A 14,737-nucleotide genomic window follows, 5' to 3' on the forward strand; every position below is an offset into this window, starting at 1 on the left:
TGGGGCGCATGAGCCGCGCACGTCGGCGGGGGCGCGGGGGCGTCCGGGACCGCACGGAATTCGGCTTGATCGTTTCTATCGGCGCACATGCGGCCCACACGTGCCCCTCGCATGCCCCACGCATGCCACCCGCGGTTTTCCCGCGGTTTCTCCTTGAGTGCGACACAGCGAATTCACGAGAATTCGGCGGCTTATTCACGCCGCCCACGATCGCGACCAATCGGGCATCTCTCCGTAGTCGACTGAGGGTGTTATGCGGCGTTTAAGAGGGATTAGAGGTGCGATAACGGACAGATCGCCAATGAAGGGGCGTCATACGAACCCATGTCAACTTTTTCGAATCCGGGGTACACGAGGGGCCTAAGGAGGAATCGAGTTGAGGGTTTTACGAAATCCCACAGGCCCCGCTAGGGTGCCTCAGATGTTCCACACTGCCTTGATCCCCGCCGGCGCAGTGCGGTCCTGGATCGTCCCCCCTTGTTCCTGGTGGGAGGGCCTGTGACCAACTCGCTGTACCCGCATGGCTCGCACCGCAGCCCGCTGCCCCCGGCGGCGCGGCCCGCGGACGGAGTCCCCGCCCCCCGAACTCTCCACCCCACCGCTCCCCCGACCCCCGCTCCCGCGTCGGCCCCCGCTCGGACCGACGCCCCGAAGCCCAAGCAGCGGGACGCGTTCTTCGACAACGCCAAGTACCTGGCCATCGTCTTCGTCGCGATGGGCCACTGCTGGGAGCCCCTGACGGACGGCAGTCGTACCGCCGAAGCGCTGTACATGACCGTCTACACGTTCCACATGCCGGCGTTCATCCTCATCTCCGGCTACTTCTCGCGCAGCTTCGACATGCGGCCCGACCGGCTGCGGAGGCTGATCACCGGTGTCGCCGTCCCGTACGTCCTGTTCGAGATCGCGTACACCCTCTTCAAGCGGACCGCAGGGGGCGACCCCTCGTACCCGATCAGCCTGCTCGACCCCTGGTACCTGACCTGGTTCCTGGTCGCGCTGTTCGTGTGGCGGCTGACCACACCGCTGTGGAAGATCATCCGCTGGCCGATCCCGGTCGCCGTCGCCGTCGCCGTGCTCGCGTCGGTCTCGCCGGAGCTCGGCGACGACCTGGACCTCCAGCGCGTGCTGCAGTTCCTGCCCTTCTTCGTGCTCGGTCTGTTCATGAAGCCGGAGCACTTCCAGCTGGTGCGGCGGCGCGAGGTGCGGATCCTGTCCGTGCCGATCGTCCTCGGCGCGCTCGCCCTCGCGTACTGGGCCGGGCCCCGGATGACGTCCGCGTGGTTCTACCACCGCGACAGCGCGCAGGAGCTCGGTGCCCCGTGGTGGGCCGGTGTCGTCATGACGCTCGCCCTGTTCGGCTGCTCGATCGTGCTCACCGCGTGCTTCTTCGCATGGGTGCCGCGGCGCAAGATGTGGTTCACGGTGCTCGGCGCCGGCACCCTGTACGGCTACCTGCTGCACGGGTTCCTGGCGAAGGGCTCGCGCTTCTGGAACTGGTTCGACGCGGACTGGGTCCACACGCCGGCCGGTCAGATCGCCGTCACCGTCGTCGCGGCGGCGGTCATCACCGTGCTGTGCACGCCGCCGGTCCAGCGGATCTTCCGGTTCGCCATGGAGCCGAAGATGGAGTGGGCCTTCAAGAAGGACGCCACCGCGGTGGCACGGGCCCGCGCGCGCACCTAGGGATCGAGGCCCAGGAGTGTGCGCATCGTCGCGTACTTCTGGGTCAGGCGGGCCCGGGTCGGTGCGTCGAGCACCGCGAGGCGGGCCGGGTCCGCGTTGTGCGCCAGGTCCGACTCCTTCACCAGGCGGGCCCCCGGGGTGGCGAGGATGCGCTCTGCGTATGCCGCCGGGGGCTCGCCCTGTCGTTTCGTCAGGGCCAGCACGATCGCCTTGGTGTCGGCGGGGAGCGCGGCCGCGGCCAGCCAGTCCGGGGTCAGGGCGTCGTCCTCGATCGCGTCGTGCAGCCAGGCCGCCGCGATCTGCGCCGGCGAGCCGCCCCTGGCCCGCACCCCGTGGGCCACGGCCGCGAGGTGCTCGGCGTAGGGGCGGCCCGCCTTGTCGGTCCGGCCCTCGTGGGCCCGTCGCGCCAGGGCCTCGACTTCCGTCAGCGTGAGCATGGCCCGAGGGTAGTCGCGCGTGGTCGCGCCTAGCGGGACGGCTTCAGTGCCCACCGGGCCGAGAAGCCCGTCGCCGCGAGGCCGAGGCCCAGCGCGGAGCCCGCGAACGCCCCGTACAGGAACGGCGGGACGTACGGGCCCTGGCCGGTGAGGCCGTTCGTCATCGGGATCAGGGTCGCGAGGGCGATCACCGTGCCGAGCGCCACTCCCGCGCCCGCGACCAGCAGCGCCTCCCAGCGGATCATGCGCAGGACCTGCCGGCGGGTCGAGCCGATCAGGCGGAGCGTGCCGAGTTCGCGGCGGCGGTCGAGGACCGTCATCACGAGGGTGTTGACCGCGGCGATCGCAGCGAAGCCGCCGAGGACCGCGGCCATCGTGGTGTTGGCCCAGGCGTTCATCTCCCGGTCCAGGGACCGCGCGGTGGTGTAGTCGTCCCGCGCCAGCGGGGTGCCCAGGGACGCGAGGTCCCGGCCCGTGCCGCCCTTGGTCCACACCTCGGTGTCGTACGGGTTGGTGACGTGGCCCGTCAGCGCCGCGCGCGGGAGCGTGACCTGGGGCATGCCGAGGCCGCGTTCGTACGTCGCCGAGACCGTCGCGGTCGTCCTCGTGCCGTCGGGGAGGCGGAGGGTGAGCCGGTCGCCTCCTGCGCAGGCCCATGGTCGCCCTCTCGTACGTACGTGGTCGGACGCCCGGTGGCGTCGATGTCTCGAACGTACGGATTCGGGGGTGGTCGCGACCATGAGGGCGGCTGGCGGATCACGGGTGGGGATAACCCCCAGCCCGGGGTGTCCGGGACAGGGGGCCCGGCCCTTCGGCCTGGCCGTTCGGCCCGCCCTTTCAGTCCTTTGGTAAGCTAACTATTGACGCTTTCTTGACGCTCCCTTTACCAAGGGAGCTCCCCAGACCAAGGAGGAACGGGCCCATCGGACACGCAGACACCTTGATAGCCATGGGTGGCGCCTTTCTCGCCGCCGCCGTCCTCGCCCGTGTCGGCGGACGGATCGGACTCCCCACCATCCCGCTGTTCATCCTGGCCGGCATCCTGCTCGGCCCGCACACACCGGGCGTCGTCCTCGTCTCGGACCCGCACGACCTGGAGATGCTCTCCGCGCTCGGCCTGGTGCTGCTGCTCTTCTACCTCGGCCTCGAGTTCCACATGGACGACCTCAAGGCGGGCGGCCGCAAGATGGCCGTGGCCGGCGGTACGTACCTCGCCCTGAACGTCGGCGCCGGCCTCGGTTTCGGATTCGCCCTCGGCTGGGGCACCTCCGAAGCTCTGGTCCTCGCCGGGGTGCTCGGCATCTCGTCGTCCGCGATCGTGACGAAGGTCCTGGTCGACACCGGGCGGCTCGGCAACCCGGAGACCAAGCCGATCCTCGGCATCATCGTGGTCGAGGACATCTTCCTCGCGCTGTACCTGGCGGCGCTCCAGCCCATCCTGTCGGGCGCGGACTCGCTCGCCGCCGCGGTGGTGGACGGCGGGAAGGCGTTCGGGTTCCTGCTGCTGCTCGCGCTCGCGGCACGGTTCGGTACGCGGGTCGTGGGACGCCTCTTCGACGTGAAGGACGACGAGCTGCTCGTGATCTCGTTCCTCGGCGCGGCGGTCTTCGTCGCCGGGGTCTCGGAGTGGTTCGGGGTCGCCGACGCGATCGGGGCGTTCATGGTCGGGCTCATGCTCGGGTCGACCGCGTCCGGGGAGCGGATCCGCACCCTGGTGCATCCGCTGCGGGACGCGTTCGGGGCGATCTTCTTCTTCGCGTTCGGGCTGTCGATCGACCCGGGGGATCTGCCGACCGTGGTGTGGCCGGTGCTGGCCGCTGTCGCGGTGACGCTGGTGATGAACGTGCTGGCGGGGCTCGGAGCGGCCCGGGTGTACGGGTTCGGGGCCGGGCCCGCGGCGAACATCTCCACGACGCTGCTGGCCCGGGGGGAGTTCGCGCTGATCCTGGCGACGATGGCGGCCGGGGCCGGGCTGGACGCGCGGCTGTCTCCGTTCATCGCGGGGTATGTGCTGGTCCTGGCCGTTCTGGGGCCGCTCGCGGCGGGGCGGTCGTCGTGGCTGGCCAGCGTTCTGCCGGGGGGACGGTCGTCGGGGGCGGTCGAGGAGCGGGTCCGGGCGGGCGTCTAGGGCCAGCTCGCCGTGGGTGGACCGGTTCGTCGCCGGGTGCGCCTCCGGTGGGGCTGATCGCGCGGTTCCCCGCGCCCCTGAGATGCGCACTGCGTGCGCCCTCTCGGGGGCGCGCTACGCGTCGCGGCAGATCAGCAGCAGCGCCCTGTCGTCGTTGACGTCCTTGGCGACCGCCTCGATGAGGTGCCAGGCCGCGCCGTGGAAGCCTCCCGTGACGTAGCGGTCGGCCTCGCCGGTGAGGCGGTCCATGCCCTCGGAGATGTCGCGTTCCGACGTCTCCACCAGGCCGTCCGTGAAGAGCATCAGCACGTCGCCGGGGCGCAGCGTGCCCTTCGTCGCGTCGAACTCGGCGCCGTCGTAGACCCCGAGCAGCGGGCCCTCCGCGGCCTTCTCCTCCCAGCGGCCGGTGCCCGCGCTGAGCTGGAGGCCCGGCGGGTGGCCCGCGGAGTAGAGCTCGTAGTCGCCGGATTCGAGGTCGAGGACGAGGTGGATCGAGGTCGCGAAGCCCTCGTCCCAGTCCTGGCGGAGCAGGTAGCCGTTGGCGGCGGGCAGGAAGGCGTGCGGCGGCAGGGAGCCGAGGAGGCCGCTGAAGGCGCCCGCGAGGAGCAGCGCACGCGACGCCGCGTCCATGCCCTTGCCGGAGACGTCCGTGAGGACGACCTCCAGCGTCCGGCCGTTGTTCGTGCGGGCCGCGACGACGAAGTCGCCCGAGAAGGACTGGCCGCCGGCCGGGCGCAGCGCCATCTCGCGGTGCCAGCCGGGCGGGAGTTTCGGCAGGCGCGACTGGGTGCGGATCCGTTCGCGCAGGTCGAAGAGCATCGTGCCGCCGCGCCGCCAGGGCACGCCGACGCGGCTGCGGAACTGCGCGATCAGGAGGCCGAAGAAGCCGCAGGCCGCGACCGTGAGGACGGTGCCGGGGGTGACCGCGGCCGCGGTCCGCGCGTACGGGCCGAGCTGGACCGACTCGACGATCAGGGCCGTGGCGGACGCCGCGTACAGGCCGAGCAGGCTCGCGGGGCGCAGCAGCAGGCCGCCCGCGACGATCGGCAGGACGAGGGCGGACGGCGAGCACCAGACCGGGTTGAGGATCGTGCCGAACGCGATCAGCGGAACCGTGATCAGCAGACCGGCGAGCGCGATCCAGTCCGAGCCGTCGCCGCGGAAGTAGTCGACACCCGATCTGCGCACGGCGGTGCGGACCCGGTGGATGCGCATCTTCAACCGGGCCGGAAACGTCTCGGCCTCCGCGCGCTGCTCGCGCCCGCGCCGTTCTCGTCGTAGGGCCATTGCTCGTGGACCTTATCCATGGAGCCTCCGACTGTGCACGGGAGGTCCCACTTGTCCCCCTTTCCGGGCATCAAAATGCCTCGCCCCTCGCCGGTCCCCCTGGTAGGGATGGCATATGACGACGGACCTGCGCACGCTGCGCCGAGACGAGTGGGACCGCTGGTACGCCAGGCTGGAGTTGGCCTTCGGCGGGGTGGCGGAGTCGCCGCAGGAGCGGCGGTTGTGGGACGACCTGACGGAGCTCGACCGCTCGTACGGGGTGTGGGACGGCGACGAGTGCGTGGGCACCGCGGGCGCCTTCTCGTTCCGGGTCTCGGTGCCCGGCGGCGCCTTCGTGGCCGCCGCGGGCGTGACCATGGTCAGCGTCGCGGCGACGCACCGGCGGCGCGGCATCCTGACCTCGATGATGCGCCGCCAGCTCGACGACGTACGGGCCTGGGGCGAGCCCCTCGCCGTGCTGACGGCGTCCGAGCCCGCGATCTACGGCCGGTTCGGGTACGGCGTCGGGACCCGGCAGGCGGCGCTGACCATCGACTCGACGCGGGTACGGATCGACGCCCCGGCCGGTACGGACGACGTGCGGCTGCGGTTCGTGGACGCGGCCGAGGCCGCCGAGCGGTGCGAGGCCGTGTATCTGCGCACGGTCGGCACCCGGCCCGGGATGCTCGCCCGGGGGGCCGGCTGGGAGCGGCTGCCGCTGCTCGACGCGGAGCAGGACCGCGGCGGGGCGTCCCCGCTGCTGTGCGTGGTCGCGGAGCGGGACGGGGAGACCGTGGGGTTCGCCCGCTTCCACAACAAGCCGGAGTCGGAGTTCGCGGTGGCGCGCGGCCGGATCCAGGCGCGGGACGTGACGGCGCTCGACCCGGCGGCGTACGCGGCGCTGTGGCGGTTCCTGTGCGACATCGATCTGACGGAGACGGTGGAGGCCCGCAACCGGCCGGTCGACGACCCGATCCTCTCCCTGGTCTCCGACATCCGGCGCTGCGGCGTACGGGTGCGGGACTCGATGCACGTACGGCTGGTGGAGGTGGGCGTCGCGCTCGAGGCGCGGACGTATCTCGCGCCGGTGGACGTGGTGTTCGAGGTCGAGGACGCCTTCTGCCCCTGGAACCAGGGGCGTTGGCGGCTGACCGGGGACACCAAGGGCGCGTCCTGCGAGCGGACCGACGACCGGGCCGATCTCGCCCTGTCCGTACGGGAGTTGGGCGCGGCCTATCTCGGCGACGTGTCGCTCGTCGAGCTGGCCGGGGCGGGGCGGGTGCGCGAGCTGCGCCAGGGGGCGCTCGCGGAGGCGGCGGTGGCGTTCGGGTCAACCGTCGCGCCGTGGCTGCCGCACGGCTTCTAGCGGGTGGCCGCCGGGGGCTGGCAGGTCGGGCACCAGAAGAGGTTGCGGGCCGCCAGTTCCGCCGTGCGGATCCGCGTGCCGCACAGCAGGCAGGGCTGCGGTGCGCGGCGGTACACGTAGACCTCGCCGCCGTGGTCGTCGACGCGGGGCGGGCGGTTCATCGCCTCGGGGGTGTGCTCGGGGCGGACCGTGTCGATGCGGTTCGCCCGGACGCCGTCGCGCATGAGGGCCACGAGGTCGTCCCAGACCGCGGTGAACAGCGGCTCGGTGACGGCCAGGCCCGGGGTGTACGGGTCGATGCCGTGGCGGAAGAGGACCTCGGCCCGGTAGACGTTGCCGACGCCCGCGATGACCTTCTGGTCCATGAGGAGCGCGGCGATCGTCGTGCGGCTGCGGGAGATCCGGGCGTACGCCTTGGCCGGGGTGTCCGCGGCGCGCAGCGGGTCGGGGCCGAGGCGCTCGTGTATCGCCTGCTTCTCGGCGTCCGTGATCAGGGCGCAGGTGGTGGGGCCGCGCAGGTCCGCGTAGTGCGTGGGACCGGCCAGGCGCAGCCGGACGGTGTCCGTGGGCGGCGGGGCGGGGGTCTCGCCGAAGGTGTACTTGCCGAAGAGGCCGAGGTGGATGTGGACCCAGCCGACCGCGGCGAAGCCGAGGAAGAGGTGCTTGCCGTGGGCCTCGGTGCGGGTCAGCTCCTGGCCGGTCAGGAGTGCGGCCGCGTCGGAGAACTTGCCCTGGGGGCTGGTCACCGTCACCGTGCGGCCCGCGAAGCGTTCGGCGTGGTCCTGGGCCAGCCGGTGGATCGTATGCCCTTCGGGCACGGCCGTCGTTCTCCTCGGGTCGGTGGGGGTCGCTGTCCCGGGGCTCCGCCCCCGGGGCCCCGCTCCTCGAGCGCCGGTGGGGCCGGGACGGTGCCCGGCCCGCGCTCGAGGAGCTGAGGCGAGGGCTCAGCCCTGCGGGTGGTGCGGCGGGATCGCCGGGAGCTCGCCGGTCCGCTCGTACGCCGACAGCATGTCGATGCGGCGCTGGTGGCGCTCCTCGTTCGAGTACGGCGTCGACAGGAAGATCTCGACGAACTTCGTCGCCTCCTCCTGCGTGTGCATGCGGCCGCCGATGGAGATCACGTTCGCGTCGTTGTGCTCGCGGCCGAGGGCGGCCGTCTGCTCGCTCCAGGCGAGGGCCGCACGGACGCCCTTGACCTTGTTCGCGGCGATCTGCTCACCGTTGCCGGAGCCGCCGATCACGATGCCGAGCGACTCCGGGTCCGCCGCCGTCCGCTCCGCGGCGCGGAGGCAGAACGGGGGGTAGTCGTCGAGGGCGTCGTAGATGTGGGGCCCGCAGTCGACGGGCTCGTGGCCGTGGGCCGTGAGCCATTCGACGAGGTGGTTCTTGAGTTCGTAGCCGGCATGATCCGAGCCGAGGTACACGCGCATGGGTCCGAGTGTGGCACGCCGGGGGCCGGGTAGCAGCGTCCGGGTGCGGCGTCGGAGGAGGACGCGGGCCGGTGACGGGGTCGACGTGCCGTTGACAACAATCCGGACTCAAGGCTTCCGATTGCGTCGCCCACGTGCTTTCAATGCGACCCGCACGTTTGACACCAGACGTAAGGACCCGTGCATGACCACGCAGTCATCCCCCACCACGGACGCCGCCCCGGGCACCCCTCCGGACCACGGCAACGACGGCGGAGACGGCCTCAAGGCAGGGCTGAAGAACCGGCACCTGTCGATGATCGCCATCGGCGGAGTGATCGGCGCCGGCCTCTTCGTGGGCTCCGGCTCCGGCATCGCGGCCGCGGGGCCCGCCATCCTCGTCTCGTACGCACTCGTCGGCGCCATGGTCGTCTTCGTGATGCGGATGCTCGGCGAGATGGCCGCCGCCCGGCCGACGTCCGGCTCCTTCTCCGCCTACGCCGACCAGGCCCTCGGCCGCTGGGCCGGCTTCTCGATCGGCTGGCTGTACTGGTTCTTCTGGGTCGTCGTGCTCGCCGTGGAGGCCACGGCCGGAGCCAAGATCCTCAACGGGTGGATACCCGGGGTCCCGCAGTGGGGCTGGGCGCTGATCGTGATGGTCGTGCTGACCATCGTGAACCTGGCGGCCGTCGGCAGCTACGGCGAGTTCGAGTTCTGGTTCGCCGGGATCAAGGTCGTCGCCATCGGCGCGTTCGTGGTCGTCGGTCTGCTCGCCGCCTTCGGTGTGCTGCCGGGCTCGGACAACCCGGGCAGCGGGCTCGCGCATCTGACGGACGCGGGCGGGTTCTTCCCCAAGGGGCCCGGCGCGATCCTCACCGGTGTGCTGATGGTCGTCTTCTCCTTCATGGGCTCCGAGATCGTGACGCTCGCGGCCGGTGAGTCGGAGGACCCGCAGAAGGCCGTCACCAAGGCCACGAACTCCGTGATCTGGCGGATCGGCATCTTCTACCTGGGTTCGATCTTCGTCGTCCTCACGCTGCTGCCGTGGAACGACAAGTCGATCGTCGACGAGGGGTCGTACGTCGCCGCCCTGAACTCCATCGGCATCCCGCACGCCGGTCAGGTCATGGACGTCATCGTGCTGACGGCCGTGCTCTCCTGCCTCAACTCGGGCCTCTACACCGCCTCCCGCATGGCGTTCTCGCTCGGGCAGCGCGGTGACGCGCCGAAGGCGTTCGCGCGGACCACCTCGCGCGGTGTGCCGCGGACCGCGATCCTCGGCTCCGTCGTCTTCGGCTTCCTGGCCGTGTGGTTCAACTACCAGTGGCCGGACACCGTCTTCAACTTCCTGCTGAACTCCTCCGGCGCCGTCGCCCTGTTCGTGTGGCTCGTCATCTGCTTCACGCAGCTGAAGATGCGCGGCATCATCCTGCGCGAGTCGCCGGAGAAGCTCGTCGTGAAGATGTGGCTGTTCCCGTACCTGACGTGGGCGACGATCGCCGCGATCTCGTTCGTGCTCGTGTACATGCTCACCGACGACGCCGGGCGCGAGCAGGTGCTCCTCTCGCTCCTCGTGGCCGCGTTCGTGGTCGGGTTCTCGCTCGTACGGGAGCGGACGCGGCGCGCCAAGAGCTGAGCGCACCCCCGCCCCTGGTTTCGCCCCCTCAGTCGCTGGACGCGACCGTGGGGGCGAACGTCTTCTTGACCCCCGCGTACGTGCGCCGCGCCTGGCTCTCCCCCGCCCCCACCTCGTACCAGGTACTGATCTGGTACGACTGCGAGCCCTGCTCGAACGCGAGCTGTTCGGCGTGCCAGCGCCTGCCGTCGAGGGTGAAGAGGTACTCCCAGATCACGGCCGGGTGGCCGCGGAACGTCGTGCGGCCGAGGCGGATCTTCGCGTAGTCCTGGCCCTGGTGGGCGTCGCGTTCGGACTTCCGCCAGGTCGCCAGGAGGTCGTCCTTGGCCAGGGCCGACTGGGCGGCGAGTTCCTGGGAGCCGTCGGGGGACGTGTAGTGGACCTCCGCCGCCGTCCTCACCGAGCGCTTCCAGTCCTTCGGCGGCACCCAGGCGAAGCCCACCTCCTGCCGCGCGCCCGGCGGCAGGGTCGTCGACGGCGCGCGGGAGGTGCCCGCGACGGTCGGCTGCCGTGACGTGGGCGTCGGGTCGCCGGACGCCCCGGTGCCGCCGCCGGGCAGCGTGAGGGCCAGGGCCAGCGCGGCGCCCGCGGCGAGCACTCCCCGGCCGCGAGGAAGGTGATCCGGCGGCGGCGCGTGCCCGGCGCGCGCGCCGGGGCGGGCGGGCCGAGGAGGTCGCCGGACGGCACGGGCTTCGCGCACTCCGTGGGGAGCGCGGGCAGCGGGGCCTCGACCGGGCGGCGCAGGCCGATGTCCAGCGTGCGGGTACGGGGGTGCCACTCGGGCGACGGCGGCGGCGTCAGCTCCCGCGCGACCTCGTCGAGGCCGGGCCGGTCCTGCGGCTCCTTCGCCAGCAGCCGGGTCAGGAGCGGGCCCAGCCGCCCCGCCTCGTCCGGCAGCCGGGGCTCCTCGTACAGGACGGCGTGCAGCGTCGCGAGGGTCGTGTCGCGGGAGAACGGCGAGCGGCCGCCGAGCGCCGCGCAGAGCGTCGCGCCGAGGGACCAGAGGTCGGACGGCGGGCCCTGCGGGCGGCCGGAGACCCGCTCGGGGGCCATGTAGTCGGGCGAGCCGACGAGCATCCCGACGATGGTGAGCGCCTTGGTGTCCTGGATCGCGGCGATCCCGAAGTCGGTGAGCATGACGCGGCGCCGTCCGGCCCGCTCCATCAGGACGTTGCCCGGCTTGATGTCCCGGTGCAGCACACCGCCCGCGTGCACCTCCCGCAGCGCCTGGGTCAGGCCGAGGCCGATCTCCGCGACCTGCTCCACGCCCAGCGGTCCTTCGTCGACGAGGACCTGCTCCAGCGAGCGGCCGTCGACCAGTTCCATGACGATCCACAGGCGCTCGCCCTGGTCCACGACGTCGTACACGCGCACCACGTTGGGATGGTCGATACGGGCCGTCGCGCGGGCCTCGCGCAGGGTGCGCTCACGGCGGGTGCGGGCGTCCTCGGGGTCGAGGCCGTCGATGCGCATCTCCTTGACGGCGACGGGCCGGTCGAGCATCTCGTCGACCGCGCGCCACACGCGCCCCATTCCACCCTGTCCTATGTGCGCGTCGAGGCGGTAGCGGTCCGCCACCATCAATCCCCTGACGCCTCCGCTCATATTCCCTGGCAATCGACTGCACCCCCGTATCCGACGATTCCCCGGTCACACATAGGTGACACTTCGCGCCGTCCCAGCATAGTGCGGAGAAATCTTGTGGTACCTCTTCAAGTACTGCGAATTCGGACGCAGTTGGGGGAACGCGAAAGACCATGAAAGACCAAGGGGGACGAACATGAGTGCACGGCGTCAGGTCAAGACGGCGGGGTCACTGCTGGCGGCGACGGCCACGGTGGTGCTGTTCCTGCCGGGTGCGGCCGGGGCGAACGGCGAGCCCGGACCCGGCAGCAGCGAGGGCGGGAAGGCGATGGACGCGGCACCGTCCGGCGTCAAACTGACCACGGGTCTGCCCAAGAAGATCACCGTCGACAATTCGACCAAGGAAACGCAGAACCTTGTCGCGACCGTGAACAACGAGGGCACCAAGGACAGCGGAAAGATCCATCTCGCCGTGGTCGGTTTCGACGGGCTCGTGATCAAAGACGTGCCCGGCTGCGCGATGATTCCCGAGAACAAATTGCCGAAGGGATCGAACAGCGGATTCGCATGCTCGATCGATAATCTCGCGGCCGGAAAGTTCAGGTCGTACAAGGTCGACGCGACCTTCGATCTCGCCAAGACCGGAAAGATCTGCCTGCCGGTGCAGAGCGGCGACACGAAGAAGACCTTCTGGCAGCAGGGTCCCGTGCCGTTCGGCACGACCAGCCCCTCGCCGAACGCGCCGGTGACACCGCTGCTGCTCAACACGGAGAACAAGCCGGCCGCCCCGGCCGGTGACAAGGGCGGTGGCGACAGCGGGGAGAAGCCGGGCGACAAGGGCGGCGACAAGCGCGAGCTGCCCTCCACCGGTCCCCGTGAGGACGTGCTGCCGCTGGGCGCCTTCGGCGCGAGCCTGCTCGCCGCCGGCGCGGCCGGTCTGTGGTGGACCCGCCGCCGGTCCGAGGAGAGCCGGGAAAGCTGACGGAACCTGTCAGGTTATGCGGGCACAGTACGTGCCATGACGACCACGCAGGACACGCACGACAGCAGGAGCGCACCGCTCACCTTCCGCGCGGGCGAGGCCGGTTACGACGACGAACTCGCCGGATTCCAGACCGGTTTCGCCCAGCGGCCCGAGGTGATCCACGCGGCGGCCACCGCGGACGACGTGGTGGCCGCCGTGCGGTACGCCGCCGCGGGGAACCTCCCGGTCGGCGTCCAGGCCACCGGTCACGGTGTGCCCGGCGCCGCCGACGGCGGGGTGCTCGTCAGCACCCGGCGGATGGACGCGGTCACCGTGGACCCGGCCGCCCGCACGGCGCGCGTCGGCGCGGGCGCCCGCTGGGGCGCGGTCGTGGCGGCCGCCGCCGAGCACGGCCTCGCCCCGCTGAACGGTTCGGCGCCGAGCGTGGGCGCCGTCGGCTACACGCTGGGCGGTGGACTCGGCATCCTGGCACGGGAGTTCGGCTACACCGCCGACCACGTGCGCTCCGTGGACGTCGTGACGGCGGACGCCGTACCGCGTCACGTCACCGCCGACAGCGACCCCGAGCTGTTCTGGGGCCTGCTCGGCGGCGGCGCGAACCTCGGTGTCGTGACCGGCCTGGAGGTCGGCCTGGTGCCGGTGACCCGCCTGTACGGGGGCTCGCTCGCCCACGACGGGCGCGTGACGGACCCGGCGGACGTCCTGCGCGCGTACGCGGAGTGGACGGCGACGCTCCCCGACACCCTCACCTCGTCGCTCGCCGCGCTCGTCCACCCGGACCTGCCCATGCTGCCGCCGCACCTGCGCGGCTCGTACGTGGTCTCGGTGCGGATCGCCTTCACCGGCTCGGCGGCGGAGGGCGAGCGGCTCGTGGCCCCGCTGCGCGCCGCACTGGGGCCGGGCGTCGGCGACACCGTGCGCGAGATGCCGTACGGCGAGAGCCACACCATCCACAGCGACCCGGACTTCCCGCACGCGTACTACGGGGACAGCGTGTTCCTGGACGAGTTGGACGTCGCGGGGGTCGCCGAGTTGTTCGCCCTGTCGGGACCGGCGGCCGACACCATGCACGTCGTGCAGCTCAACCACCTGGGCGGCGCCCTGTCGCGGCCCGCGCCGAACGCGGTGCCGTACCGGGACGCGGGATGGCTGGTGCGGATCCTGTCGCCGCTGGACGGGAGTGCGCGGGAGGCGGCGCGGGCCCATCACGCGCGGGCGTTCGGGGCGGTGGCGGAGCACGTCGTGGGCCGCTCGCTCAACTTCGCCTTCGGCGGCAACGACCGTACGCAGGGGCTGTACGACGCCGATACGCGAAAGAGGCTCGCCGCTGTGAAGGCCGCGTACGACCCGGCGAACCTCTTCCGGAGGAACTACAACCTGCGATGAGCGCTCGCTCGACCGCTTACTTGTCGGCGAGCTTCCAGGCGGTGGGCAGCGCGCCCATCGCCAGGGCCGCCTTCAGGACGTCACCGAGCAGGAACGGGGTCAGGCCCGCGGCGATGGCGGCCGACGCGCTCATGCCGGTGGACAGCGCCAGGTACGGGACGCCGACCGCGTAGACGATCGCCTCACCGATCAGGAACGTGACCGCGGTCCGCAGCACCGTGCGGTCGGCGCCGCGCCGGGCCAGGGCGCCGACGGCCGCGGAGGCGAGCATCAGGCCGATGACGTAACCGAACGACGGCATCGAGAAGCCCGAGCCGCCCTCGGCGAACCACGGCATGCCGGCCATGCCCGCGAGCGCGTACACCGCGAGCGCGAGGAAGCCGCGCCGGGCGCCGAGCGCGGTGCCGACGAGCAGCGCGGCGAAGGTCTGCCCGGTGACCGGCACCGGCGAGCCCGGCACGGGCACGGCGATCTGCGCGGCGAGGCCGGTGAGGGCGGCGCCGCCGACGACCAGCGCCACGTTCCTCGCACCGACGGCGGACTGGGTGCGGGAGCCGGGCAGGAGGTCGGCGAGGACCTTGCCCGGACGGGCGGCGACAGCAGCGGTGGCGGTACTCATGGGGACTCCACATGTCTACGGGCAGGGTGGGACTCCGTGACGCTATCCCAGGGGAGTTGGGCCGATCACGGTCGCCGATCGACAAAGGGCGGGGCACCGCCTTGGTGGGCTCCGTACAAAGGGGCTCCTGTACACCTCGTACGAGGTGATGCTCGTCACTGAGGCCAGGGGTGGGCGGCCCGGTTTTGCGCGCGGGCCCGCCCGACGGGAAGACTGTAGGTTCCTGCCAAACCGC

14 protein-coding genes are annotated in these 14,737 nt (G+C 71.7%); 6 read left to right on the forward strand and 8 right to left on the reverse strand.

All coding sequences use genetic code 11. The annotated features are described in order from the left end of the window. Positions 1–498 precede the first annotated feature (498 nt). Positions 499–1,686: an acyltransferase family protein gene (locus V2W30_RS13675; protein WP_338696474.1), complete on the forward strand. Its 1,188-nt coding sequence runs from the start codon at positions 499–501 to the stop codon at positions 1,684–1,686. Here the strand turns inward: V2W30_RS13675 and V2W30_RS13680 are convergent. Next, entirely contained in the window at positions 1,683–2,123 is a 441-nt protein-coding gene (locus V2W30_RS13680) for an HD domain-containing protein (protein ID WP_338696475.1), read from the reverse strand. The genes V2W30_RS13675 and V2W30_RS13680 overlap by 4 nt on opposite strands. Positions 2,124–2,152: 29 nt before the next feature. Then, positions 2,153–2,683 (reverse strand): ABC transporter permease, encoded by a 531-nt coding sequence (locus tag V2W30_RS13685; protein ID WP_338696476.1) that lies wholly within the window; start codon positions 2,681–2,683, stop codon positions 2,153–2,155. 389 nt (positions 2,684–3,072) lie between these two features. Between V2W30_RS13685 and V2W30_RS13690 the strand changes: the two genes are divergently transcribed. Further along, on the forward strand, positions 3,073–4,251 hold the full coding sequence (locus V2W30_RS13690; RefSeq protein ID WP_338696477.1) for a cation:proton antiporter: 1,179 nt from the start codon (positions 3,073–3,075) through the stop codon (positions 4,249–4,251). A gap of 114 nt (positions 4,252–4,365) precedes the next feature. Here the strand turns inward: V2W30_RS13690 and V2W30_RS13695 are convergent, their stop codons facing one another. Beyond that, positions 4,366–5,538: a PP2C family protein-serine/threonine phosphatase gene (locus V2W30_RS13695; protein ID WP_338696479.1), complete on the reverse strand. Its 1,173-nt coding sequence runs from the start codon at positions 5,536–5,538 to the stop codon at positions 4,366–4,368. Between the two features lie 115 nt (positions 5,539–5,653). Here V2W30_RS13695 and V2W30_RS13700 point away from each other — a divergent pair, with 115 nt between their 5' ends. Next, a complete protein-coding gene (locus V2W30_RS13700) occupies positions 5,654–6,883 on the forward strand; it encodes a GNAT family N-acetyltransferase (RefSeq protein WP_338696481.1) in 1,230 nt (409 codons plus the stop codon). Here V2W30_RS13700 and V2W30_RS13705 read toward each other — a convergent pair. Together V2W30_RS13705 and V2W30_RS13710 are read right to left on the reverse strand one after the other, a co-directional pair. After that, positions 6,880–7,701, reverse strand: coding sequence for an Fpg/Nei family DNA glycosylase (locus V2W30_RS13705; RefSeq protein WP_338696483.1), 822 nt, complete (start codon positions 7,699–7,701; stop codon positions 6,880–6,882). The genes V2W30_RS13700 and V2W30_RS13705 overlap by 4 nt on opposite strands. 126 nt (positions 7,702–7,827) lie before the next feature. After that, positions 7,828–8,313, reverse strand: a complete 486-nt coding sequence (locus V2W30_RS13710; RefSeq protein ID WP_338696484.1) for a ribose-5-phosphate isomerase — start codon at positions 8,311–8,313, stop codon at positions 7,828–7,830. Positions 8,314–8,497: 184 nt separating this feature from the next. Between V2W30_RS13710 and V2W30_RS13715 the strand changes: the two genes are divergently transcribed. After that, positions 8,498–9,928 carry an amino acid permease gene (locus V2W30_RS13715; RefSeq protein ID WP_338696486.1) on the forward strand — a complete coding sequence of 477 codons (1,431 nt, stop codon included), beginning with the start codon at positions 8,498–8,500 and terminating at the stop codon, positions 9,926–9,928. Positions 9,929–9,956: 28 nt separating this feature from the next. Here the strand turns inward: V2W30_RS13715 and V2W30_RS13720 are convergent, their stop codons facing one another. Then, positions 9,957–10,355 carry a hypothetical protein gene (locus V2W30_RS13720; protein ID WP_338696487.1) on the reverse strand — a complete coding sequence of 133 codons (399 nt, stop codon included), beginning with the start codon at positions 10,353–10,355 and terminating at the stop codon, positions 9,957–9,959. Further along, on the reverse strand, positions 10,325–11,509 hold the full coding sequence (locus V2W30_RS13725) for a serine/threonine-protein kinase (RefSeq protein ID WP_338696489.1): 1,185 nt from the start codon (positions 11,507–11,509) through the stop codon (positions 10,325–10,327). The genes V2W30_RS13720 and V2W30_RS13725 overlap by 31 nt, the downstream gene beginning before the upstream one ends. 199 nt (positions 11,510–11,708) lie before the next feature. Between V2W30_RS13725 and V2W30_RS13730 the strand changes: the two genes are divergently transcribed. Together V2W30_RS13730 and V2W30_RS13735 are read left to right on the forward strand one after the other, a co-directional pair. Beyond that, positions 11,709–12,494 carry an LPXTG cell wall anchor domain-containing protein gene (locus V2W30_RS13730; RefSeq protein ID WP_338696490.1) on the forward strand — a complete coding sequence of 262 codons (786 nt, stop codon included), beginning with the start codon at positions 11,709–11,711 and terminating at the stop codon, positions 12,492–12,494. Between the two features lie 36 nt (positions 12,495–12,530). Next, positions 12,531–13,883: an FAD-binding oxidoreductase gene (locus tag V2W30_RS13735; RefSeq protein WP_338696492.1), complete on the forward strand. Its 1,353-nt coding sequence runs from the start codon at positions 12,531–12,533 to the stop codon at positions 13,881–13,883. A gap of 16 nt (positions 13,884–13,899) precedes the next feature. Here V2W30_RS13735 and V2W30_RS13740 read toward each other — a convergent pair whose 3' ends face one another. Continuing rightward, entirely contained in the window at positions 13,900–14,502 is a 603-nt protein-coding gene (locus tag V2W30_RS13740; protein ID WP_338696493.1) for a biotin transporter BioY, read from the reverse strand. Positions 14,503–14,737: the final 235 nt, after the last annotated feature.

The organism is Streptomyces sp. Q6 (genome assembly GCF_036967205.1).
In the GTDB taxonomy this organism is placed as follows: Bacteria; Actinomycetota; Actinomycetes; order Streptomycetales; family Streptomycetaceae; genus Streptomyces; species Streptomyces citrinus.

What these genes read in the sequence shown, in the direction of transcription:
- V2W30_RS13680 (WP_338696475.1), bottom strand. Translation starts at nt 2,123, where the DNA reads ATGCTCACGCTGACGGAAGTCGAGGCCCTGGCGCGACGGGCCCACGAG.
- V2W30_RS13735 (WP_338696492.1), top strand. Translation starts at nt 12,531, where the DNA reads ATGACGACCACGCAGGACACGCACGACAGCAGGAGCGCACCGCTCACC.
- V2W30_RS13725 (WP_338696489.1), bottom strand. Translation starts at nt 11,509, where the DNA reads ATGGTGGCGGACCGCTACCGCCTCGACGCGCACATAGGACAGGGTGGA.
- V2W30_RS13710 (WP_338696484.1), bottom strand. Translation starts at nt 8,313, where the DNA reads ATGCGCGTGTACCTCGGCTCGGATCATGCCGGCTACGAACTCAAGAAC.
- V2W30_RS13700 (WP_338696481.1), top strand. Translation starts at nt 5,654, where the DNA reads ATGACGACGGACCTGCGCACGCTGCGCCGAGACGAGTGGGACCGCTGG.
- V2W30_RS13685 (WP_338696476.1), bottom strand. Translation starts at nt 2,683, where the DNA reads ATGCCCCAGGTCACGCTCCCGCGCGCGGCGCTGACGGGCCACGTCACC.
- V2W30_RS13740 (WP_338696493.1), bottom strand. Translation starts at nt 14,502, where the DNA reads ATGAGTACCGCCACCGCTGCTGTCGCCGCCCGTCCGGGCAAGGTCCTC.
- V2W30_RS13695 (WP_338696479.1), bottom strand. Translation starts at nt 5,538, where the DNA reads ATGGCCCTACGACGAGAACGGCGCGGGCGCGAGCAGCGCGCGGAGGCC.
- V2W30_RS13715 (WP_338696486.1), top strand. Translation starts at nt 8,498, where the DNA reads ATGACCACGCAGTCATCCCCCACCACGGACGCCGCCCCGGGCACCCCT.
- V2W30_RS13730 (WP_338696490.1), top strand. Translation starts at nt 11,709, where the DNA reads ATGAGTGCACGGCGTCAGGTCAAGACGGCGGGGTCACTGCTGGCGGCG.
- V2W30_RS13690 (WP_338696477.1), top strand. Translation starts at nt 3,073, where the DNA reads ATGGGTGGCGCCTTTCTCGCCGCCGCCGTCCTCGCCCGTGTCGGCGGA.